The organism is Melghirimyces algeriensis, from assembly GCF_900182565.1.
GTDB classification, from domain to species: domain Bacteria; phylum Bacillota; class Bacilli; order Thermoactinomycetales; family DSM-45169; genus Melghirimyces; species Melghirimyces algeriensis.
Genome location: NZ_FXTI01000001.1, coordinates 42,562 through 66,762, shown reverse-complemented (window position 1 = coordinate 66,762; position 24,201 = coordinate 42,562). Strand labels below are relative to the sequence as shown.

Sequence of the window (24,201 nt, the reverse complement as noted above, 5' to 3'; positions counted from 1 at the left end):
TACCCCCTTTTACCAACCCGTTCGCCAGACCCCGGAACGTCGGGGATCTGCTCCCCCGGTGATTTTTTTGCTCCGGTAATCGATCTTCAAGGTCTGTATTCCGCCGAAATACAGAGGTCCATGGGAGGTATCGACGCGGTACCCCCTTTGACGCAATGCCTGTTGCGCCTTAAGGTCCATCTTTTCTTCCACTGTAATCGTATTTTTTCCAATTTCACCGACACTGCGTGGAGCAGCCATCGCCTGTTCCAACGGCTGTCCGAACAACAGATGGCGGATCACCACCTGGTTGACCATTGCGGGAATCCGGCGCCCCCCCGCACTTCCAATGCCCAGTACCGGCTTTTTGTCCTTGGCAAAAATCGCCGGGGTGGTATAACTGTACGGACGCTTCCCCCCTTGAATCCGATTGGGGGAACTGGCAGACAGACTGAAATTCTTTAGTTGGTTATTCAGGAAAAATCCATCCACATAAATACCGGAACCGAAAAAATGACTGACGGTGTTGGTCACCGAAACCATCATCCCGTTTTTGTCCACCACTACAAAATGAGTGGTATTGTCATGATCTTCTCTGTCCGCTTCGGAATCCAACTCCAGTTTTTCGTTTAACAGCCGATCCGGTGAAATGTCCTTGGCCAGTTCTCTGGCATACGCCGGGTCGGTCCACGTTTGTTCATCAACCTGTACAAATTTGGGATCTCCAACCGTTTTTAAACGATGTTTATACGCTCGTCGGTTGATCTCCCCCATGAGATGATGAAAGGTTGCTGGATCGTTCCGGGTGTCTTCGATCTTCAGGGCTTCCGCCATCTGCAACGATTGAATAAACATCGTTCCTCCGGATGGGGCCGGAGGCGCCAGCACCTCATATCCGGCAAAAGATCCCCGTAACGGCTTCTTTTTTAACACTTGGTATCGTGCAAAGTCATTCATCGTCAATCCATCGACATTCTGCACGATCCGTTTGGCGATTTCTCCCCGATAGAACACGTTGGCTCCGTGTTGCTGAATCTTTCTATACGTCTGTGCCAATTCCTCCTGGCGGATCAACTCACCCTCTTCCACTGGAGCGCCATCCGGATACAGGTGAGGGAGTTGCCGGATCGGCATCCGGTAGGCGGCATTGTTCAGTCGTTGCCGATCAATCCAGTCTGCGTGATATCCTTCTTCTGCCAGACGAACCGCTGGTTCGATCAGTTTTGCAAGGGGTTGGGAACCGAAGTCCTGGTGCACCCGTTCCATCCCCATCACAAATCCGGGCACCCCGACCCCTTTTTCCGGCTTTTGACCGGACATTGGAGCGATTTCCCGGTAATCATAAACGACCGGCTCCCCGTGCTTTCCGGGATGGACCAGCATGGTTCCTCCCCCGCCAACCCCCGACCCGTGCATCTCCACCGTCCCCAAAACATAGGAAACCGCAATGGCGGCATCCACCGCATTCCCTCCGTTTTCCAAAACATCCATCCCCACATTGGCAGCGAGCGGGTGTGCGGCAGCCACACCGTAACTGAGGGACGAGTGGGAAACAAAGGATTTTGCTTCCCCAATGCCGGGTCGTTTCATCAATACATTGTCATACGGACTTTGACTTTTGTACCAAGTGACTCCAGCCATTCCGAAAATCACGACCAATGTCAACATGATATGAAACAGTCGGTTGCTCATTGTACTCCATCCGCCTTTTTCTGTTTCGGCTGAAACGTTCGAACCAGATGTTCACCATTCCGTTTCCAGCGAATGTTCCAGGTATGACTGTACATGGTTTCCTCTGTAAGCTGCATAAACACTTTTTCTCTCCGGTACCGATCCAAAATTCCGGATAAAGGGCGAGGTTGCCCTTTTTCAATCACCATGGGAATGAACTCCAAGGTTCCTTCACCCGTTTTGGACCACTCCACACGGGCAACCACGGTTTCCTTGGTGCGGGACCACCCCTGATCAGAAACAAAGTTTCCCAGGCTGTACAGGATCACTGTTCCTTTGTATATTTCCACCGGTTCCAGTACATGGGGACCGTGACCGATGACAAGGTCCGCACCCGCATCCGCCAGTGCATGACCGATCGACCGTTGGCGGGGATGAACACCGTTGTCATACCCCCGTCCCCAATGCATATGAACAATCACAAAATCGGCATTCTGTTTCGCTTTTTCCACCATCCCCAGAAACAGCTTTGGATCGGCCGGTGCCACTCCCGGACGGTTTTCCCCCGCACGGTATCGTTCGGAGGATCGGTCATTGTATCCCAAAGTGGCCACTCGCTTCCCATTTACCTCCTGATACACAACCTTTTTCGCATCATAGATGTCCCGGCCTGCCCCCACCGTGCGGATTTCCTGTTCACGAAACGCCCGAAGGGTTTCCTGTAAACCGGGTTTGCCGTAATCCAATATATGGTTGTTGGCCAGGCTCAAAGTGGTGAATCCAGCTTTTTTTACCGCTTTCGCCGCTTCTTTTTCCGTTTTTAAGTGAATGTATTTATCATCGATGGGATACGTATTCGGGTCTCCTGTCAAAATCGGCTGACTAAAGTTGCCGGTGACAATATCCGAACCGGCAGTCAGGGGACGGAAGAAACGGAACAGCTCCCCATATCCTTTATGGGACGCGTGTTCTTCGATGTACCGACCCAGCATCACATCCCCCACCGCCAACACGGATAGACGATCCGTCCTGTCCGCCCATTCCTCTTCGGCAGGCGAAGCCAGGTCCAACCGGGTCCAATGCAGACTGAATATCAAGAGGATCGCCAATACAGAAGCAACAGCAGTATGGCGTACCGTTTTTTTCTTATGCTTCTTTACCCACCTTAAAGTCCGCTGTTTGCGGTTTAATGGTGCCATTTAGGGTTTCCCTCCGAGTCAAAACAGATAGTAAACAAACATAATGAGAAATGTGCATCCACTCAATAGCAACGTACTGCCAACCGTAGGCAACAGCCCCTGTTTCTGAATCGTGTTGGCAATCAAACCGGGCACAATCACACCAATCCCTCGAAACTCAAAGATTTCAAAAGGAACCAGTGGGTAGAAGTAATCAAAACCCAATTTCAAAAGAATCCCAACGGTCAGCATTGCCGCAAACTTCCGCCTCCCATACAGGATTGCCATTCGGCTGACCCCTTGTGTAACGATAAAATACGTCATGAAGCTCAGTAACATAATCAATGCCAGATGCATGGGTTGATCAAAGACTAGCGCGAGATAGCCCGGCACCACGAGACCTGCTGGAACAATCCCCGTCTTTTCGGCATAAAGGAGACTAAGAAACACACCAACAACCAATGAAATATACAGATCAGATCCGAACAAGGTTCTTATCCTCCCCATCCATCCCGCAATTTGACTCTTGCCTCCGCTGTTGTTTCAGCCACTCCACCAAGGGCTCAGCCGCTCCGTGAATATTTCCCACACCATAAATCAATCGGTCGTCCAACAGCGGAGTCAATACTTCCATCATCTGTTCCGTCGATTGTTCTTCCAGATTTAGCAAGTGATTGACAGGCAATCGGTTTTGTTCATAAGCCCGTACCAAAGGGCTCGTCGTTTCCCCGACCAGGACCAATGTATCCGCCGGTATATAAGGTAAAACATCCCGTGCAAACTGTTCCGTACGGTCTACCCGATCGGCTCGACAATTCATGATAATCATGGGCTCTTTATGGATGGGGTAACCCAATGCCTGAACACGGTCCCAGATATTTCGGGTGGAAGTGGCATCATTGGCGGCAAATCCATTGACAAAATAGCCTGGGCGTTCGGGATCTCCCACCGGCAAAATCCGCATCGCCCCTGGGTCCGGGGGTGCCTTCAGCATACCGCGAAACGCAGTCTGTTCATCCACCCCGGCCGCTTCCGCCACTGCCAGAGCCAAAGCGGCATTTTCAGGAAAGATCATGTATTCAAACTGACGCAAGTAGGATTCGGAAATCCGGGATGTATCACAGACCCAAACCCTTGTATTCCGCTCCTGGGCAATCCGTTTAAAATACGGAACATACGGACTGTCATTCACAATCAAATGGCCGTTTTCCGGAATGGTCGCTGTAAATGCCTCAGCCACCTCCCGCAGTGTCGGTCCCATCACATCCATGTGATCTTCCAAAACATTCACAATCACACCAATATTGGCTTGCAACATATCCCTTTGAAAGATCACTTGATAATCCGGATTCACCGCCATACACTCACTGACCAGACAATCCGCTCCCAGCTCCGAGCTTTTTTTTATCACCATTTTCTGTTCCCGGATGTTGGGCCCTTCCGGTCGACGCTGGATCGGCTCTTCTTCCGTTTTATTCCAATAAATCATCCGGGCTTGGGTACCCGTTGTTTTGCCGATTGTTCGACGGCCATCTTCCATCATGATTCCGGTGATCAATCGGGTAACCGTCGATTTTCCCCGGATGCCATTGATGTTAATGCGCAACGGAATGCGGTTGACCCTGCGCTGGTGACGAATCCGTTCGATCATTCCCAGAATAAGCAAAATCAAAATCGTTGCCACGATGATGATCACCGTTTGTCCACTCCTTGTCCTTCATCACAGAACGAAAAAACACACCCAGCAGAAAGAAAGAATACACCACGCTATCCCTGTCGGAATCAACTCACAAGGGAGCCCATGGTGTTTCCAGATTCATCGTACCATTGAAATCAAAAATACACGGGAACTTCACAAAAACTTCTATCGGACTTAAAAGAATATTTACAAAAAGGATGGAAAACCAATAAAAAAACGCGCAAATGCGCATTCAACCCGGTCCCGCACCCCTCTCCCGCGCAATCGAACCAAGAAGTGAAACAAATGATCAAACGTCAATCTTTTCAGGACCATCATGAAGGATTTCACCAGCATGCAGAGATGGATGGTTCCTTTAATGTGGATTGCGCCTTTTTGCATATAGCCCCCCTTGGGAAATTCTAATCCCTTCTCCACTCCATCAGACAGCTCTATCTCTATTATGAATTGGCATGATTTTCTTGTCCGTACGCTTTATATTTTGGGCCGATTCTTATTGACAATCATTCTCAATGATTATATGATGTGAACATCATCGAAAACGATTCTCATTATCATATCAGGAGGGGAGAAGCATGCATACATACAAACCATTAAGGATGTTTGCATTGATTCCATTATTATTTACTGTTTTATTAACCGCTTGCTCTGGCGGGAATGAAGCTTCCGTTGCAGAGGAAACAAAAAAGGAAACCCGTGAAATTAAACATGCCATGGGTACAACAACCATCGAAGGAACACCGAAAAGGGTCGTAACCTTATACCAAGGAGCTACCGATACCGCAGTAGCATTTGGCATTCAACCTGTCGGTGTCGTTGAATCCTGGTTGGAGAAACCGATGTACAAGTATCTGCGAGAGGATCTAAAAGAGGCAGAGATCGTTGGATTAGAAACCCAGCCAAACTTGGAAGAGATTGCAAAGCTGAATCCGGATCTGATTGTCGCTTCTAAATTGCGTCATGAAGAAGTATATGAAAAATTGTCCCAAATTGCACCGACAGTGGCCACTGACACGGTTTACGAATTTAAAGATACTGTTCAATTGATGGGAAAAGCGATGAATCAGGAAGAAAAAGCTGAAAAGATTCTGGCGGACTGGGACAAACGCGTCAGTGACTTTAAAACGAAAATACAGAAAAAACTGGGCGATGAGTGGCCTATGGAGGTATCGATCCTGAACTTTAGAGCGGATCATGCTCGCATCTATTTTGACAGCTTCGCCGGTTCCATTCTGAAAGAAGTCGGTTTTACACGTCCTGAAAATCAACAGAGCAACGATTGGGGCATTAAATTGACCGACAAAGAGAGCATCACAGAAATGAATGCCGACGTATTCTACATTTTTATGAGCGATGAGAAAGCGGTTGAAAAAACCTATAATGAGTGGACAAGCCACCCTCTGTGGAAAAATTTAGATGCCGTCAAAAACGACCAGGTATCCAGGGTAGATGAAGTGATTTGGAACATGGGTGGTGGAATCAAAGCTGCCAATTTACTTTTAGACGATTTATATGACCGTTTTGAATTGGAACAGGAATAAAATGTTGAGGGTGGGAGAAATCAATACGGTTCTCCTATCCTTTTTTGTCTATTCTTCTAAAAAAGAAAGAGGAATTCTATGAATGCTTTTTCATCGAGTCAAACAGTCAAAATCTCCGTGTTGATACTAAGTTTCATCGTATTTATCCTATCGTTTGTTCTAAGTGTCGCCTTGGGAAAAACTCCCATTACCTTTCAAACAGCTATAGACGCTTTTACCCATTATGACGGGAACAATAAAGAACATGTAATCATCATGACCTCCAGATTATCCAGAGCCATTATAGCAACCGTGGTTGGAGCCAGTTTGGCTGTAGCAGGTGCGTTAATGCAAGCATTGACCAGAAACCCCCTGGCAGCACCTGATATCTTTGGGATCAATGCTGGCGCTCTGTTTTTTATTGTGGCAGCGGCAACATTTTTTTCAGTTGATTCCCTCGTTCAATATATGTGGATTGGGTTTTTGGGAGCAGCGATCGCAGGGGGATTGGTATACCTTTTAGGCTCCCTTGGAGGAGATGGATTATCACCCATTAAAATCGTACTCGCCGGAGCGGCCATCAGTGCTCTATTTATTTCTTTCACCCAAGGGATGCTTGTCATCGATGAACAAAAAATTCAAAGTATCCTGTTCTGGTTGGCAGGGTCGGTATCAGGAAGAGAGTTGGACATGTTGCTATCGGTCCTCCCCTTTATTGCGGTTGCGGGTATCATTGCTCTCTTTCTGGGAAAACCGGTGAATATATTGATGTCTGGAGACGATGTAGCCAAAAACCTAGGGCTTAATACCCACCTGACGAAAGTGATGATCGGGGTGGTTGTTGTTTTTCTCGCTGGAGGCTCCGTAGCGATTGCTGGTTCAATCGGCTTTATTGGACTGGTTGTACCTCATATCGTAAAAGGTATAACAGGTCCGAACTATCTGTGGATCATTCCCCTTAGCGCGTTGACAGGAGCAAGTCTTTTAATCATGGCTGATCTAGCTGCACGTTTTGTCATTATGCCGCAAGAGATGCCCATCGGAGTGATGACCGCTTTTCTTGGAACCCCCTTCTTCATTTATATTGCCAGAAAAGGGGTGACGAAGCGTGGATAAATATGTAACCCTTCGAAGCAAAACAGGATCGTTTTCATTTCAAGTGGAAAAACGGGCCGCACTGATCCTCGGTGGATTGTTTCTTTGTTCCCTTCTCCTGTTTGTCATTTGCACTTCGCTGGGCAGCAGCTATATACCGCCACTCGCCGTTGTCCAACAATTCCTGGGGATCGGGGAAAAAGAGTACGAGTTTATTCTTCATGTCCTCCGCTTGCCAAGGGTGACGATGGCCTATTTTGTCGGGGCAGCTCTCGGTGTCTCCGGACTCATCTTACAGAGGGTGATTCGCAATCCATTAGGTTCCCCTGATATCGTAGGCGTAACTGGTGGAGCTTCAGGGGGAGCGATTGTGTTCATTGTTTTTTTCATGGGATCGGTTAGTTTACGTTGGCTTCCATTGGCTGCGATTCTCGGCGCAGCCATCGCCACGTTATTCATCTATTCCCTGTCCTGGAAAAAGGGGGTCACGCCGATTCGCCTCATTCTGATTGGAATCGGCATATCTGCCTTAATGAACGCATTCGTTACCATGATGATCGTGATCAGTGAAACCGCTGTGACGACCAAAGCATATTTATGGTTAACAGGAAGTTTCTATGGAACCAATTGGGAAGATGTCTCGCTCATGGTTCCCTGGATCGTTATCTTGATTCCCCTCGCTCTGCTTTTGACGGGAATTGTGAATGTCAAGGAATTGGGAGATGATGTAGCTTTAGGTCTTGGCGTTCGGGTGCAATGGTACCGGTTCATCCTGATTGCCATCAGTGTGGGATTGGCTGGAGTAGCCGTTGCTTTCGCAGGAGGAATCGGTTTTGTAGGATTGATTGCTCCCCATGTAGCCCGCATGCTGTTGGGGCGTTCATTTGCACGCCTTGTGCTCGGCTCCGCCATGATCGGCGGGCTGATCGTTATCCTTGCAGACACGATCGCAAGAACCGCTTTCCTACCGTTAGATATTCCGGCAGGCGTGTTTACAGCCGGCATTGGAGCCCCTTTCTTTATATATCTCCTTTATCGAAACCAACAACGTTTAAAAGGATAGATTAATATGATGCAATCTTACAAAACCATTCATCATTGGAGCCCGTTTCATGTATATCCCCTATCTGAAGATTCATCAGTCACTTCTGTTTTATCACTGATGAATCCACGGTTATGCAACCATTTCCTTCATGAGCAAATGCTCAGCATCCAAGCACCCAATAAAAAAGTGACCGCCTCCTTGATCATGAAAAGGTATGCGCAACTCTATGTCATCCCTCAGTTGCATAGTCTCATTGCGAGAGAGCCAATGATGCGAATGCCAATGGAGGCATGCCATATCGGTTTCAATCGAAAGCTTTATGTGGATCTCACCCAATGTGAATGGTTCGCTGAGGAACCGGAATGGAACACTGTTTTTTCATGGGTTTTCGCAAACCACATCACTCCCATGATCGAGGCTTTTTATCAGACAACAAACGTTTCCAGGCGAATTCTCTGGGAGAATGTGGCGGTCAGAATCAATTCCTACTACCGTAAATCATTGCAGAAAGAAAACTGTGCTGAGAAGATCTTTTCCTTCCTAAGGGAAGCGGATGGGCGTTTGTTTGGCTTAAATGAGAATCCGCTGAAGCCCTTTTTGCATCAAGCAACACCTGCATGTGAAACCGTTACAAGGAAAACATGCTGTTATTTCTATCGGTTGGAGAAAAACAGAGAAGAATTGGAGCATTGCCAAATATGCCCGCTTAAGAACAAGATGGAACTGATGGTAAAGAACAGGTAAACAGTCGAAGCCCCCACCGAATCGGTGGGGGCTTCGACTTAGAACTGTTAGCTCGGTTACCCTATGGTAACTCCCGTAACGATCAGAATATCCGTTACTCCCAACCAAAATAGGAGGTCAGTTTTTCCCAGAATGAACGTTCCTGTTCTGCCTCATGACTCTGCACCTTTTTTTCTTCTTTCCACAATGCCGGAACTTTCGGTGGTTCCCAACCTGTCTGGGATGTATGGGATTGACGGCATTGATAGGTTTTACCCTGATAGGTTACCTGATCTCCCACCTGATAAGAGACTTGAGCCTTCCATTCACTGCCCTTACTAGGTTCCTCCGTGCCCCCATTGTCAGGGTCCTCTGTATCGCCGTTATCAGGGTTCTCCGTGTCCCCGTTATCAGGGTCCTTAGTACCCCCGTTGCCGGAATCGCCGTTATTCAAATTCACATCAATCACTTGATAAAACGCATTCTGGGTGTCATCAATTTCCCATACGCCAAGAATCAAATGATAACCACTGCGATCCGTCGGTACGTTACATTCGTGAGTAACGGTGGTGGAGGGTTTTTTCCCGGCATCGTTGATATAACAGAATGGTTCCAGTTCCAGAGCATCGCGGCTTAGGGGTTTGTTGGGGTCCCAGTTTTTCTTGGTAATATAATATTTCCATTCAGTCGTTCGATGTGGGGCCGTCAAATGCCATTGAAAGGTATTTTTCCCGCCTTTGAGATTCACCCGTTTCCAACGATCCACTTTTTGTACGTCAAGATCCGGGAAAACGCCTGCCCCCGCAATTTGACCATCAGGCGGACCAAACTTCGGAAATGTGCCTGGTCCTTCCACGCTCTGCGGCTCATACTGCACTGGTCCACAGTTGATGTTTTCTCCCTGTTTGCATAAATAAGCACGACTTTTTGGTGACTCAATATAACCGTGAGCAGAAGCGCTGTCCGCAAACAGGATGAAACCAACGGCCATCAGCAACATCATCCCACAGGTAATCAACAGGGTTGATCCTTTAATTTTACCAATCGTCATTACACTGCCTCCTCGAAATAAGATTAGTATACCGAACATTCCGACTTATGCCATTATACTTTCATCTCCCCTTCTCCGTTCTGGGACACACGACAATATTCCGCGGAAAAGATGACCCAAATCGGCTAAAATCATAGCCTTCAGACAAAGGTTTCCTTCCCTTTTAAAGAAGACTACCATTTATGAAAACGATAGATATCATGGTTAGGTTTCATTGATTACTCAAAAAATAAATAAATAATATTTAGATTTTACTATTTAATGCGTGATAATCCTTGTTATAACGCCTGATTCCATTCGCATAGATGATAAATACAGATTATAAAAAGATAATTTTCGCAAAAAGTATCCAAAACAAAGAAAATGACAAGGATGTCATCTTTTTGTTGACTTTATGACATCCCTGTCATACAATAAGTCATAAGAGATATGACATACCTGTCATATTGGGTTGGGAAGCAGGTCGAAGCAAGGCGTGTAATATTTTTGCAAAGGATATGACAACCTTGTCATAAGCGATTTTCCCTGAAAGGAAGGATTCCAAGTGCCGAAACAGACATTTTTCAATTTGCCCCAGAACAAAAGAGAGCGGATCATCGCAGCCGCCATCGATGAGTTTGCTGAATACCATTTTCTCGATGCCAGCATCAATCGGATCATTGATCATGCCAATATCTCGCGGGGCAGTTTTTATCAGTATTTTGAGGATTTGGAGGATCTGTATCAGTATATTTTCCAAATCGTCGCGGACAAAAAGCAGGCCTATATGGACCAACACCTTATGGATCAGCAAACATCAAACGATATTTTTCAGGTCCTGCGCAAGATGTATCAGTTGGGCTTGAAATTTGCAGAGGAGCATCCCGCCTTTGCGAAGATTGGTAATCACCTTTTCAAGGGTGACAAACAATTTAAACTTAGAATTTTGGGTGAATGGGAAGAGCATTCCAAACAGTTTTTCATCGGGTTGTTGAAGAAAGGGCAGGAAGAAGGAACGGTACGACAAGATCTGGATCTGGAAGTCGCTTCGTTTCTGTTTTACCAGTTGAGCCTGACACTCACCGATCAATATTTAATGGAGAATGACTGGTTTGAAAATATAAACCGATATCTGGAAGCCTCCAATGAAATGCTAAATATTTTTGCTCAAGGCATTCGGGCCCCAAAATAGCCGATCTCACCAGGGAAGGTGAACGGAAAAAAGGAGAGGATGTTTCATGTTTCATGTACGAGGATTATCCTACCGATATCCGAAGGCTGAGGTACCCACCATTCATGAGTTAAACTTTGATATTCATCAAGGAGAGATTTTTGGGTTATTGGGACCCAGTGGTGTTGGCAAAAGTACGACACAGAAAATCCTGACGAAACTGATTCGTGATTATGAAGGGGTTGTAAAGTTCAGAGGAAAAAGTCTAAAGGATTACGATAAACAATATTTTCAACAGATTGGAGTAGGCTTTGAGATGCCGGTCCATTTTTCCAAGCTGACCGCTGAGGAAAACCTGGCCTTCTTCAAAAAATTGTACCGGAGCACAGCGGATACAGATGCGCTCCTAAAACGTGTCGGTTTATATGATCACCGCAAAAAGAAGGTCCGTGAATACTCCAAGGGAATGAAAATCCGTCTAAACTTTGTCCGGGCCCTGTTAAACAACCCCCTCATGCTGTTTCTCGACGAACCGACCAATGGGCTTGATCCTGCCAATGCACGGGTGATCAAAGAGATGATCAAGGAATTCAGGGAGAGGGGTGGAACGGTTCTACTGACGACCCATCTGATGAACGATGTAGAAGAACTTTGTGATCGTGTTGCGTTTATGGCAGACGGACGCATCGTTGAAATCGACAGTCCCAAACACTTGAAGTTGAGGGATGGAGAACGGACCGTTGTTGTGGAATATGAAGATCACGAGGAGATCAAGCAAGTCTCATTTGACCTGGATCAACTTCGGCAGAATGAGGAATTTATACACATTGTGCAACACTATAAGATCTTGACCATGCACACCAAAGAAACCACACTGGAGGATATTTTCATTCAAACGACAGGGGTGCAAGCTCATGAGTAATTTTCTTGCGTTGGCAGTCGGTGAAATAACACGAATGAAGAAATATCAGGTGTTGCCTGCCACTGTTTTTATCGCCCTGTTATGGATGGGGTTTCTGTCCCTCGTGGACCGCACGTATGTTCAAACGCTGTTTTCCCTCTTGATTTATGTGGATGTGACCACAATGGCTATGTTGCTGGTTGGGGTTACTCTGTTTTTTGAAAAGCAGGAAGGAACATTTCGTTCATTCCTGGTCTCTCCGATCCACAAAAGCGAATATATTCTGGCCAAGGGAACATCCAACCTCCTATCCAATCTATTGACACTTGTATTGCTTATTGGTTTTGCATACTGGATCAAAGAGGTACAGATCCCCTTTTGGGAATTTTTAGGCGCTGTCATTTTGGTTGGATTTTTCCATACCATGCTTGGGTTTTTGATCAGTTATTATGCGAAGGATTTTACGAACCTGATCATGTATGTCATGGTTTATGCCTTTGTTTTCGTCATCCCTGTGTTGCTAGAACAGATCGGGTTCATCACCCATGATCTTCTACGAAACTTGCTGTATGCGTTGCCCACCAAGTCCTCCATGACCCTCTTTCAGAATGCCGCAGAGGGAAATGTGGAAACATGGGAACTCATCTTGTCCATTGGCTATTTAGCGATGGCTTCCATCGGGGGCTATCTGCTCGCTTTGAGGAAATTTGACGGATTTGCTCTTAAAGAAGGGGGACAGTGAAATGTATGCTAGTTTTATGCTGAGTGAGGCCAAAAAATGGATACGGGATTCCATGACCGCGTTTATGCTGCTCTATCCCCTTCTATTTGGGATCATCGGTCGCTGGGTGATTCCCTGGCTTACCGATACCACCGGTTTGAATCTGGACCCGTATATGGATATTGTCCTGGCTGCCCTCACCATCATGGCCGCCCATATCTATGGGGCACTCGTAGGGTTTTCCATTCTGGATGACCGGGATGACCATATCTTTCATTCGATCCAGGTAACCCCTCTGCCCATCTACCAGTTTGTCTCCTTTCGATTGGGGCTGGCCATGCTTCTCTCCTTTGCCACCGGAATCTATATCCCTTTGTTTTCCAATCTGATCCCCCTGAGCTGGGGGGAAGTTATATTGATTTCCGCAATCGCTTCATTTTCAGCCCCATTGGTAGGCTTATTGATGAATGCCTTTGCCAAAAATAAAATGGAAGGGTTTGCCGTGATGAAGGGGATCGTTGCCATACTCATCATCTTCCCGATCGCTTCCCTGTTTTTTACCGATGCCAAAGAATGGTTCTTTGCATTTGCACCCGGCTTCTGGCCAGCAAAAGCGATGAGCAGTATTGTGCGAGGAGACGAGGGGCAGACGATCGGATTTTATGGTTACATTCTGCTTGGACTCGGCTATGTACTGCTGTTAAACATGCTGGTCTATACCTGGTTTCAAAAGAAAACCCTCCAATAAGAAGCACCCTCAAAAAGTGAGGGTGCTTTCTGTTAAGATAAGGGCTTGAATTCCTCATAGGTAGGATACAAACTTCGCGCAACCCTGTCGGACACCACGGCAGGGCGTGGTTTCAATTCCTCATAGGTAGGATACAAACGGAAGTGAGCGCTTGATTGATATGCTAGAAAAGTACAGTTTCAATTCCTCATAGGTAGGATACAAACTGGATCAGGACGGAAACCGTTTTTTCGAAGTTGTTTCTGTTTCAATTCCTCATAGGTAGGATACAAACGCAATGGATATGGTGTCTGATGATGCACAGAAACTTGGGTTTCAATTCCTCATAGGTGGGATACAAACCCTTTATCCGGGTCGTATTCAGATTGTCGAATCAGGAGTTTCAATTCCTCATAGGTAGGATACAAACCGGTGGTGTATATAGCTGGCGAAGGTGAGTGGGGAATGAGGTTTCAATTCCTCATAGGTAGGATACAAACCAAGTTTGAGAAGAAGCTTTTCAAAGTTTCGTCAAGTCGTTTCAATTCCTCATAGGTAGGATACAAACGCATCCCTCCCAATATGTGCAAATGTGCGCACACGTGTTTCAATTCCTCATAGGTAGGATACAAACCAGGGTCCTGGATTGGACTGACCTTCCCCAATGACTATAGTTTCAATTCCTCATAGGTAGGATACAAACCCATTTTACCCCCACTACAACTGACTTTTCAAGTCCGGGGTCCACATCGGTTTTTCTGACCATCATGCGCCCGATCGGGTAAAACCGTGATTGTACCGGTAAAATGAGCCACATGACAAATGTCGTCGACCCCTGGGGATTTTTACATCATTAGGGGTCGACGACATTTCATCTACCACTTTCAATGGATTTTATACGATCCGTTACGCTTTGGGGCGGTGCGCTTCAAAGGTGATGGTTTGATCCCCTTTGGTGGGATATTCTCCATATTGGTAATCGGCAGAGATCACAATATCGGAGAATCCGATCTGTTCCAGTATGGAGCGGAACTCCTCCACCCCATACCAGCGCAGTGGAAAATACTCCAATTCTGTCTGAACCAGCTTTTTATCTCTCCATTTTTCATATTTCATATGGGAGACGGTGTATTGTTGAATATAGTCGACCTTCACCCGTTTTTCGTCCAACGTAATCAGGTCCCCTTCCGCATTGGTCCAGGTTCGGGTGGAAACATGACCCAGTTGCAGGTCGGTTTGCAGAAAAATATCAAGAATCAGTCGCCCGCCTGGCACAAGATGTTTATAAAAACAGCGCAAGGCTTCGATGGAGTCATTACGGTCCTTTATCAGCAGAAAGGACCCCGTGGGAACAATAATCGCTTCATACTTTTGGGGGAGAGAAAACGATACCATATCTTCTTCATACAGTTGAGGAGAAAGCCCTCTTCGTTCACAGTGTGCATGACACAACGACAGCATCTCTGGGGAACGGTCCATTCCATGCACCTCATTCCCCTCCTGGAGCAGGGGAATGAGGATACGTCCTGTACCGACAGCCGGTTCCAGAATGCTTCCCTGACACGTTTTCAGCCTCTCCCTATAAAATTCCACATCCCCGAATGAATGGCCAATCGGTTTATCAAGATCATAGATTTCAGTGGACAGTTTTCCGTAGAAGCTGTACAAGGCAAAAAATCCCCTTTCTATCCATCATGATTGGCCCGTTTGGCAGATCCGCTTTTACGACTCCATTACCCATCTTACCATACCCATCCAATCAGCAAACCGCGCATTCTTCCAGCAAAACGCTCTGCAAACGGTGCGCCGCTTCCTCATTCTCAAACAGATAAAAGTGATCCCCCGTAAAGATTCGACAGGCAAAAGAGTAAGCGGACAGCTTTTCCCATCCCTTGATATCTTCCGGCTGAACGACAGTATCCTCTCGTCCCAGCCACAATTCCAGAGGGATCGAAATGACCTTCTGTTCATCTGCCGGAAAGGTATCGATCAAATGAAAATCCCTTCCCGTGGCATCAACGGTTGCCTGAAGCAGGTCACGGTCTTCCATAACTTCCTGCGGCAATCCCCGCAGTTTTTTGATATCCCTTTTAATGCTTTCCACCGTTCGAATCGCGAATGGCCGTTCGGGATGCACCGCATGTTGGATGACGGATGCAGGGGATCTGGCTCCGGATAGGATCAACTTTTTAATCAACCGCTGTTTTTCACTGGAAAGCGAAGCGGCAAGAGAATAAGCCAATATTCCCCCCAGGCTGTGCCCCAATATCACCGATGGACGATCGAGGCATGATTGGATGCGCTGTAGGAAAAACCGTTTCCCTTCCCTGTAATCGGAAACAAATGACCTCTTCCTGGACATCCCTCTTCCAGGCAGCTCAAACAGACAGACTTCCACTTCTTTTGGAAGGTTGCGTACCAAAGGCAACATGGACATGGCAGAACCTCCCGCGTGATGAAAACAGTGCAATTTTATCTTTGCCTTTGGATTTGGGTTTAAAATGACATACCCATCCTCCTGCTGCATCTCTATCCCCCACTTACCTTTTATTCATCAACTCCAAGGCCTCATCCACCGATAAGTCTCCCTGTTTCAACCGATGAAGCAGTTCCAAACGATCCCGATTGGAAGCATCGTTTTCAGGCGGTACGGATGAAGATTCTTTTCTTTGCATCCTCCTGGATTCGATTTCTGAAACAAACCCTTGAATGGTGGGATATCGGAACAAATCTCCAATCACAAATGAATCATAGGGCAGAGCCCGTTTCAGTTGTTGGAACAACTCCAGCACGAGCAGGGAGTGGCCCCCTTGGTCAAAAAAGCTGCGCTCAATATGGACCGATTTGTTTAACAAATGCTCCCAAATCTGCTGGACCGCTTGGGTCGTATCGGTTGCTTTCTCTATACCCACCACTGACCGGGATTGTTGCATTTCTTGAACCCATTGTTCCGCTTGACGGATCAGAGGCGGCCGGTCAATCTTCCCGTTGGCATTGCGCGGCAACGCTTCAAGCAGTACAAGCTTCTGAGGGAGCGCATAGTCCGGAAGCCGCTTTCTGAGTCTGTCCATCATTTTTTCTTCACTGCTCTTTTCACACTGACCGACAAAAGCAACCAGCTGGGTTCCCCGTTTGGAGTGCACCGGGGCCACAAAGGATTCATGAACCGCTGGCAGAGATAGAAGCGCATTTTCTATTTCACCCAGTTCCACACGGAAACCCCGGATTTTCACCAGTTGGTCCCTGCGACCAAAAAACTCAAGATCCCCGTCATGATTCATGCGCACCAGATCTCCCGTCTGAAAGAAACGCATCCCTTTCCATTGATAAAAGCGTTTGGACACTCCTCCTTCCTCACTTACATAACCCTGAGCCACCTGAGGGCCTCCAATATGAAGCTCTCCAATCACGCCAGGCGGCACATCCCGTCCCGTTTCATCCACCACACGGAGATGTGTCCCCGGTAACGGTCGACCAATCGGACATAACCCGGATTTTGCTGTCTCTTCTTTGGGATGGCAGGGGTAAACCACGGATTCAATCATGCATTCACTCAGTCCATACCCGTTGAATAAACGGACTCCCGACCAGAGTTTCTCACACAGGGTCTGTTTCTCCTCGATTCGAAACGTATCGGAACCAACAATCAGCGTTTGCAATGTCCTGGGATGAAAACCGCTTTGCCGGGCATGGTCCACCCATTCTCTGACAAATACGGGGGTGGATTCGATCAGTGTCACATCATACCGGTCGGTGAGATGGTTTAAATAATCCATATCGATCCGTTTTTCTTCCGGACATACAATGAGGGTTCCGCCCGTAGACCAGGCCTTGATCAAATCACCCAGATAAACATCCGATGTCCAGCTGCCCAACTGCAACACGTTTTGCGGGCAATGAAATTCATAATATTGTTTCCAGCTTTCTGTCACCTGACAAAGTCCACCTGCAGGCAAGGCGACGATTTTCGGTACCCCGGTACTTCCAGAAGTAGCGATAAAATAGGCGATATCATCCGGCTGGAAAAACACTGTCGGCAAATCGGCATCCAGTTCCGGGTTTTGACCCAGTTCGCCCACCCGATTCAGATCCAGAATCACCTTGGGCTTTAAAATGTGCAACGTTCTCTGCTTCCTGCTCGCGGGATCATCGGCATCGATGGTACACCACGCCGCTCCCCGTTTCCAGACGGCCATCATCGCCAAGGCCACTTCGATCCCCTTCTTCCCAACCAGAGCCACCGTATCCCCTTTCTGCACCCCTTCATTCCGAAGGAACACAGCCAAACGGTGAATGGCACAGGCAGCTTCCGCGTAGGAGTATTCCCGCACTCCATCGGTAATCGCTCGTTTACTTTCCTGTCCTGAGTGCAACAACCACTCCACAGACCACCGGTCATCATTCGACGGGGACGGTCGTTTCAGGCATTGCTCCAGCATGTGACGCTCTTTTGCTGTAATGGAAAAATCATGGATATCTTTGCTGCCGATTTCCTCCAAGCTCTCCACCCATTCCTGCAACGATTGCACAAGGGCCATTACATCCGCTTCCCGATAGCGATGCTGATCCCATCCCATTCGGGTCAAGATATCGGTTTCCTGAACATCGATGGTGAGCGAAAGGGGATCGGAACTTGTGCCGATCGAGTCTACCAAGCGGGCTGGAAAAGATGTCCCTTCCAGATTGCCGGCAAAGTTTTGAAAAATGACTGTGGATTGAAATAATTCTGTGGCACCAGGCAACTCAGCAAGTTTTAACAGATCAGAATAGGAGATTCCCGTATGTTCAGAGACGTCCGACAGGTGCTCCATGATTTGTTTGCAGAGGTCCACCAGGTTGATCCGTTGTGAGACATCCACTTTCACCGGGAGGGTATTGATCAGCATTCCGCTCATCCGCTGTGCTTCCGACACCTGATGGGGACGGTTGGCAAATGTGGTTCCCACGAGTATCTCCCGATTGGACTGATAACGCTGGATGAGGAGCCCCCACACTGTTAACAGGACACTGGATGGCGTCAACCGATGCGTTCGGCAAAAACGTTTCAGGGATGCAGCGGCTTTTCCACCCAGCTTCCGGTCGATCACACGAAAATCCGGATGGGTGACAGAAGAGGGCGATTTTTCAATATGCAGTGATTCTGCTGCTTGGACACCTTGCAATGTGTTCCGCCAAAAATTTCTGCACTCATCTGTATATTCCCTGGACGTCATCCATTCAACGTATCCTTCGATCGTCGGGTGCTCATCCAGTTTTGCCTTTGGATCTTCCAACGCTTGAAAAAAGTCATTGAGGCACTGTGCCAGGGACCAGCCATCAAGCAGGATATGATGATGCACCCAGACAAACAGGGAGGTTTCTTTTCCCTGCCAATGATGAATCACAAACACCTGCTGGGGAATCTGTAATCTCTTTGCCTTCAATTGACGAATGACATGATCATACCAATCCTCCACTGTATCCCAACGCTGACAGAGATCTTCCCAGTCCACTTCCCTGATCTGTATCTCTTCATGCTGAATCACTTGTTTGGGTTCCGATACAGATTGCCAAACAAACCGGGTTCTCAGAGCCGGATGCGCTTGAACTGTTTTGTTCCAAGCCGCAGAGATGGTTTCCAACGGTATGGACTCCGGAAGTTCGTAAGATAAAACCTGCCAGTAGGCATTGGATTCTGGATCTTTTAACGTCTCCATCAACATGACGGACTGCAATGGGGTAAGTGGCAACTCCGTAACGGGTGCTTCCACACGTTCTTCCACCGCAACAGCGATCTCATTTTCCCCATCTTCACGTCCTTCTGCGATCCAGGCCTGCTCTGCGATGGTCGGATAACGAATGAAGTCCTGTGGTTTCAGTTCCACCCCGATCTTTTTCAGCCGGGTGATGATTTGCAAGGACTTAATGGAATCACCGCCACGTTCAAAGAAATGCTCATCCATCCCGATGCGCTTCTGATCCAGCACTTCCTGCCACACGCGGGCAATCGCTTGCTCCATCTCTGTTTGGGGAGACTGATAGGTCCCGGAGGTGTTTTGATTCAGCTGCTCACTCGCTTTGTGACTCAACCATTTGCGATCTCTTTTCCCGCTTCCCGTCAAAGGCAACGCATCCACCTCAAGTAAGAGAGCGGGTATATAGGCTTGAGGCAAATGCTCCACAATGTGCTCCTTGATTCTCCGTGGAAAAACAGACTCTCCCTGTTTTAAGACATAAAAACAGACCAGCGATCGTTCCCCGTTCTGACGATTCCCAATGACAACGGCAGCTTCCTGCACCCCAGAGATCTCTGTCACACAAGCTTCAATCTCCCCAGGTTCAATGCGAACCCCTTTGATTTTGACTTGTGCATCGATCCGTCCGATAAAGTCAATACTCCCGTCTTGTTCCAACCGGACAAGATCTCCTGTTTGATAATAACGGCGTTGTGAATCTTCCACAAAAACCCGGTCGGTTTCTTCCTGATGATGGATATATCCAATCGCCAATGATGGTCCGCCCAACCACAGCTCTCCCGGAAATCCCTGAGGAACTGGATTTCCTTCTTCATCTGCCACACGCACCTCTACATACGGAAGTGGAGATCCGATATTCACCCGATTGTTCACTTGACAACAGGTCACCTCAATACCGGTTTCCGTGGGTCCGTATAAATTTAGTAAGGTAACCTTTGGCAAACACTGCTTCAGACGATGGGCCATATGCGTGGGCAATGCTTCTCCACTGGTATGAACAAACTTCAATGGAATCGCATCGGCCACCTTCCCATTCGTCTCCAGCTCATCCAATACCGGATACAACACGGAGGGGACAAAGTGACACAACGTAATCTTTTCTTCCCGGATCAAACGGACCAACCCCTCCGGATCACGATGCATTCCCTCCGGAGCCAGGACAAGGGTAGCCCCTGCTGCCAAGGAAAAAAACATTTCCCACACAGACACATCAAATGTATAGGGGGTTTTGCCCAAAACGCGATCTCCCGGCAACAGATGTCCCTGTTTCAACTGCCATAAGACACGTAAAGAAGCGCCGGCATGTGGACAGAGGACGCCTTTGGGTTCTCCCGTCGATCCGGAAGTAAACATCAGATAGGCGGGATCGTTGATCTGGATGTCAACCGGTTGACAGCACAAAGTTGGATCGTTTTCCTGCATCCATTCCTCTACAACCCCTGTGTGCCATTCTCCATCCGGAACGTTTGCTTTTACAGTCTGAAGAACCACATCAGGATGAAGCCGCCTTAACAATTGCCGATTCCGCTCATAAGGACTTTCCGGATCAATCGGGACATATACGGCTCCTGCTTTTAACACACCCAACACCGCAGCAACCATTTCCGCCGTTCGATGCATCACAAGCGGAACATAGTCTCCCTTTGCCACACCAAACTGTTGCAATTTGAATGCAATCCACTCTGCCCTCTGGTTCAATTCTTGAAAGGTCCAGGTATTGATAGTGTCTTTCACAGCTGTATAACCGGCATATTGATCCGCTGCCCGCTCCACGAAATGATGCAGCGGAACCGCCTCATCCAGCCACGTCCTGGTCACACCCTCATCCGGTTGAATGATGGATTGGCGCGGATAGGCAACTGCCCAGGGTTGAAGTGGGTCGTGGACCATGTTCGTCAGTGCAGCAAAATAGGCATCCACGAAATCATGAATAACCGACGGAGTAAAAAGAGACGAGCTATATTCCACATGACCCGCAATGCGATCGTTTTGAGTATGAAAAAAGCCGTTCAGGGGAAACCGCGCTCCCCCCGTATCCAATTCCAGATAGGTTACTTTCGCCGACGACAAGGGAAGGGACAATGCCACTTTTTCGCTGAATGTTGTATTGACAACATCAAAACCGCCTTTGCGGTCCATGTTGCGTGCCACGTCGACAATGGAAAAATCCCCGTGATCCAACGACTGTTGAACCTTTTGCTCTACCTCCTTCACCCATTCCCGGAACGGTTTGCGACGATCCAGACTGAACGTGACAGGAACGAGATTCACAAACATCCCGGACCTCTCTATATAATCGTGATGGGACCGGCCATGAAAGGGGATGCCCACCGTCAACTCCTTTTGCCGGCAGAACGTGCTTAAAGTCGCAACCCAGGCCGCCAGCATGACAGTAAACCGACTCACTTTACTCTCTTTGCAAAACGCTTCAAGCTTCTCTCCCAATCCCGCTTCACTTCGGCATTCCAATATTTCTCCATGATACGGGTCCCCATCCCCCTGCTCCGAAACCGGAAACTCGGCCATGGAAAATGATTGCGCTTGCTCTTTCCAATAACGCGCTAATTCCCGATTATTGACCGCATTCCACTGCTGATCGACAAAATGCCGAAGGTGGTCAGGGCGCTCCCGCCCCTTTCTTTCCGGCAGATTTGGGGAAGTCCCGTGAAGGATCTCTTCATAGTTCATCGCAAGCTCTTTCAGTATCTTTTGCAGTGACAATCCATCACACACCATATGGTGGGCGGTAAGGAGAAAAAGGGTTTGCTGCTGATCCGTTTGAATCAGCGCTCCCCGGAACAACCGGTCATGTTCAAGGTCAAACGGCTGGCGAAACAATCGTTTGATCAGGGATAAAGCCGCCTCGGTTCCTTCCACACGGCTTCGGACCAACCGCTGGGCAACATCCGCCTCTTCAATGCGGCGAACCTTTTGTTGGATGGCTTGCCTTTCCGGATGCTCACGGAATGTTAAATGCAATGCCGCATGAGCGCCCAATGTCTCCGTCCAAGCCTGTATAAAGGCTTTTTCATCCAAAGCACCTTGAATGACAAAGGATGCGCCCACATGATAAAAAGCGTTCTCCGAGTTGGTTTTGCACAAATACCAAATCCCGCGTTGCATGGAAGTGACGGAAAACCAATCCTCATGGTCATCCTGGTCAACATGATCCGCTTCCTCTTTTCGATCAGCCGGCAATGATTTCAGCAACTCGGCCAAACGTGCGGGCGTCCGGTTTTGAAGGACATCCGACGGTCGACATATCACCTGAAACTGTTTCGATATTTGGGAGGCAATTTGCGCGGCATGGATGGAATCCCCTCCCATGGAAAACAGGTCGGAATGCGCTGAACAGGATAGATCCATGGTTTCTGCAAAAATGGAAACCATGTGCTGAAGCTCATCATTCCACACAACTGGACGCTCCATATCAGCCTTTTGCTTTTGCAAAAACGCTTCCCGCTGTTGCTTCTCCAATGTTTTGCGATCCACTTTGCCGTTTGTGGTTAAGGGAAGGGCATCATACGTCATCGTTTGAACCGGGATCATCGCTTTGGGAAGTCTGGTTTTTAAAAATTCTACCCACTCATCCACATCATAAGATAAGCCTGAAGGGACTACGGAAGCCATCAGTAGCGTTTTTGAATCGATATCCACCGGCAGAACAACAGCTTGGGATACCGCAGAATGCTCCTGTAAGATGCTTTCAATTTCCCCCAGTTCGATGCGAACACCATTTACATTCACCTGGGCGTCGTTCCGTCCATAATAGTGATACCGACCTGCCTCGTCTTTGCTCACAATATCCCCTGTACAATACGCTTTGATTTGATCTCCCTGAAATTCAATCATATGGAACTTTTCTTCCGTTTCCTCCGGACGATTCAAATATTCTCTGGCTAACCCAGGACCTGCAATCCACAAAAGACCGGGCTCGTTTATTCCCACTTCCTCTCCTGTTTCATCCAACACCAAGCATTTGACATGAGGGAGCGGTTTCCCGATCTCAGGTAGCGCATTCCTTTCTGCCGATGAAGGCACAACTGCTCCGGAAGTAGCCACCACACACCCTTCACTCGGCCCGTAATTGTTGACCAACTGAAAGGGAAGGGCCTCTGAAGGAAATTTGGTTAAGCGGTCGCCCCCCGTCAACAAAACCTTCAGTGTCGTTTCCTGAAGGTCCCATTCCAACTCAAGGAGCCGTTCCGCAATGGGGGTGGAGACAAACGAATGGGTCACGCCGTGTTTCCGCCAGCTTTCCTGCAATTGTTTGGGGCTCAGTCTTTCCTCATCCATCGTTACATGAATGGAGCTTCTGGCTGCCAAAGCCCCCCATACTTCCCAAATAGAAGCATCAAATCCAGGAGAAGATGTCAATGAGACGCACGATTGGTCACTCACCTGAAAGGCTTGTACATGCCAGTGTAACAGGTGTTCCAGAGCCCGCCACTCCATCACCACCCCTTTGGGGCGTCCGGTCGTCCCCGATGTATACACAATGTAGGCAGCACATTCCGGATCATAGTCCCATACCGACCGATCAAGCTCCGCAGAGCCTATTTCCACATCGTGCAAATTCTCATCGATCGTGATCACCGGCGATTCCACAGCATCAAAATGATGGACCAGATTTGGCTGGGTAATCATCAGTGCTGGTTCCGTATCCTCTATGATCTGGTTCAATCGGGCGGTTGGTGATTCGGGATCAACCGCAACGATGACTCCACCGGCTAGAAAGGTGGCATAATGAGCGGCTACTAAAGCGGGGGAGCGACGCAACACAATTAAAACCTTCTGTTCCTGACGGGAACGTATACCCTTTTGCCTACACTGGACAGCCAAGGATCTTGCTTTGGATTCCAGGTGTTTCATCGAATATTGAATGTCCCCATATATGATCTGCTGTGATGAGGACCGATAGCCTTCCGATGCCAAATTCCTCACAATCTCCATCTGTATGACACGCTCCTCTCCAATCATCCCTCAATCTGCATTTTCCGCCAGCT

The 24,201-nt window shown here is 47.9% G+C and carries 17 protein-coding genes, 1 pseudogene and 1 CRISPR repeat array; of the genes and pseudogenes, 8 read left to right on the top strand and 10 right to left on the bottom strand.

What is annotated here, in order from left to right:
* Positions 1-9: 9 nt before the first annotated feature.
* From ggt to FN782_RS00205, 5 genes are all read right to left on the bottom strand, one after another.
* A complete protein-coding gene (gene ggt / locus FN782_RS00225) occupies positions 10-1,671 on the bottom strand; it encodes a gamma-glutamyltransferase (RefSeq protein ID WP_142503765.1) in 1,662 nt (553 codons plus the stop codon).
* Positions 1,668-2,849 carry a CapA family protein gene (locus FN782_RS00220; protein WP_142503764.1) on the bottom strand — a complete coding sequence of 394 codons (1,182 nt, stop codon included), beginning with the start codon at positions 2,847-2,849 and terminating at the stop codon, positions 1,668-1,670. The genes ggt and FN782_RS00220 overlap by 4 nt, the downstream gene beginning before the upstream one ends.
* 18 nt (positions 2,850-2,867) lie before the next feature.
* On the bottom strand, positions 2,868-3,317 hold the full coding sequence (gene pgsC / locus FN782_RS00215) for a poly-gamma-glutamate biosynthesis protein PgsC (protein WP_142503763.1): 450 nt from the start codon (positions 3,315-3,317) through the stop codon (positions 2,868-2,870).
* Positions 3,304-4,524 (bottom strand): poly-gamma-glutamate synthase PgsB, encoded by a 1,221-nt coding sequence (gene pgsB, locus FN782_RS00210; protein ID WP_142503762.1) that lies wholly within the window; start codon positions 4,522-4,524, stop codon positions 3,304-3,306. The genes pgsC and pgsB overlap by 14 nt, the downstream gene beginning before the upstream one ends.
* 189 nt (positions 4,525-4,713) lie before the next feature.
* Positions 4,714-4,908: a hypothetical protein gene (locus FN782_RS00205; protein ID WP_142503761.1), complete on the bottom strand. Its 195-nt coding sequence runs from the start codon at positions 4,906-4,908 to the stop codon at positions 4,714-4,716.
* A 194-nt stretch (positions 4,909-5,102) separates the two neighbouring features.
* On the opposite strand from FN782_RS00205, the gene FN782_RS00200 reads away from it, so the two are divergent.
* From FN782_RS00200 to FN782_RS00185, 4 genes are all read left to right on the top strand, one after another.
* The gene (locus tag FN782_RS00200; protein WP_142503760.1) at positions 5,103-6,068 is read left to right on the top strand and encodes an ABC transporter substrate-binding protein; all 966 of its coding nucleotides are present in this window, start codon (positions 5,103-5,105) and stop codon (positions 6,066-6,068) included.
* A 78-nt stretch (positions 6,069-6,146) separates the two neighbouring features.
* Positions 6,147-7,163, top strand: a complete 1,017-nt coding sequence (locus FN782_RS00195; RefSeq protein WP_142503759.1) for a FecCD family ABC transporter permease — start codon at positions 6,147-6,149, stop codon at positions 7,161-7,163.
* Positions 7,156-8,205, top strand: a complete 1,050-nt coding sequence (locus FN782_RS00190; protein ID WP_142503758.1) for a FecCD family ABC transporter permease — start codon at positions 7,156-7,158, stop codon at positions 8,203-8,205. The genes FN782_RS00195 and FN782_RS00190 overlap by 8 nt, the downstream gene beginning before the upstream one ends.
* A 6-nt stretch (positions 8,206-8,211) precedes the next feature.
* Positions 8,212-8,931, top strand: coding sequence for an IucA/IucC family C-terminal-domain containing protein (locus tag FN782_RS00185; protein WP_142503757.1), 720 nt, complete (start codon positions 8,212-8,214; stop codon positions 8,929-8,931).
* A gap of 94 nt (positions 8,932-9,025) precedes the next feature.
* On the opposite strand, the gene FN782_RS17375 is transcribed toward FN782_RS00185, so the two are convergent.
* Positions 9,026-9,364, bottom strand: a complete 339-nt coding sequence (locus tag FN782_RS17375) for a carbohydrate-binding protein (RefSeq protein ID WP_342778342.1) — start codon at positions 9,362-9,364, stop codon at positions 9,026-9,028.
* Positions 9,341-9,913, bottom strand: a pseudogene (locus FN782_RS17085) (lytic polysaccharide monooxygenase); the annotation flags it as partial. The gene FN782_RS17375 and the pseudogene FN782_RS17085, both read right to left, overlap by 24 nt.
* A gap of 592 nt (positions 9,914-10,505) precedes the next feature.
* Between FN782_RS17085 and FN782_RS00175 the strand changes: the two are divergent.
* Genes FN782_RS00175 through FN782_RS00160 form a run of 4 tightly spaced genes read left to right on the top strand, consistent with a single transcriptional unit; the run spans position 10,506 to position 13,481 of the window.
* Complete coding sequence (locus tag FN782_RS00175; protein WP_142503756.1) at positions 10,506-11,132, top strand: TetR/AcrR family transcriptional regulator; 627 nt, start codon at positions 10,506-10,508, stop codon at positions 11,130-11,132.
* A 46-nt stretch (positions 11,133-11,178) separates the two neighbouring features.
* The gene (locus FN782_RS00170; protein WP_142503755.1) at positions 11,179-12,033 is read left to right on the top strand and encodes an ABC transporter ATP-binding protein; all 855 of its coding nucleotides are present in this window, start codon (positions 11,179-11,181) and stop codon (positions 12,031-12,033) included.
* Positions 12,026-12,754 (top strand): ABC transporter permease, encoded by a 729-nt coding sequence (locus FN782_RS00165; RefSeq protein ID WP_142503754.1) that lies wholly within the window; start codon positions 12,026-12,028, stop codon positions 12,752-12,754. The genes FN782_RS00170 and FN782_RS00165 overlap by 8 nt, the downstream gene beginning before the upstream one ends.
* 1 nt (position 12,755) lies before the next feature.
* Positions 12,756-13,481, top strand: a complete 726-nt coding sequence (locus FN782_RS00160; RefSeq protein ID WP_142503753.1) for an ABC transporter permease — start codon at positions 12,756-12,758, stop codon at positions 13,479-13,481.
* Between the two features lie 43 nt (positions 13,482-13,524).
* Positions 13,525-14,163: direct repeats of the CRISPR family, unit length 30 nt; unit sequence GTTTCAATTCCTCATAGGTAGGATACAAAC.
* Positions 14,164-14,366: 203 nt separating this feature from the next.
* Here FN782_RS00160 and FN782_RS00155 read toward each other — a convergent pair.
* The 3 genes from FN782_RS00155 to FN782_RS00145 form a co-directional block, all read right to left on the bottom strand.
* A complete protein-coding gene (locus FN782_RS00155; protein WP_142503752.1) occupies positions 14,367-15,128 on the bottom strand; it encodes a class I SAM-dependent DNA methyltransferase in 762 nt (253 codons plus the stop codon).
* Positions 15,129-15,219: 91 nt separating this feature from the next.
* Positions 15,220-15,987 (bottom strand): thioesterase II family protein, encoded by a 768-nt coding sequence (locus FN782_RS00150; RefSeq protein ID WP_142503751.1) that lies wholly within the window; start codon positions 15,985-15,987, stop codon positions 15,220-15,222.
* Between the two features lie 13 nt (positions 15,988-16,000).
* Positions 16,001-24,148, bottom strand: a complete 8,148-nt coding sequence (locus FN782_RS00145) for a non-ribosomal peptide synthetase (RefSeq protein ID WP_185955939.1) — start codon at positions 24,146-24,148, stop codon at positions 16,001-16,003.
* Positions 24,149-24,201 lie beyond the last annotated feature (53 nt).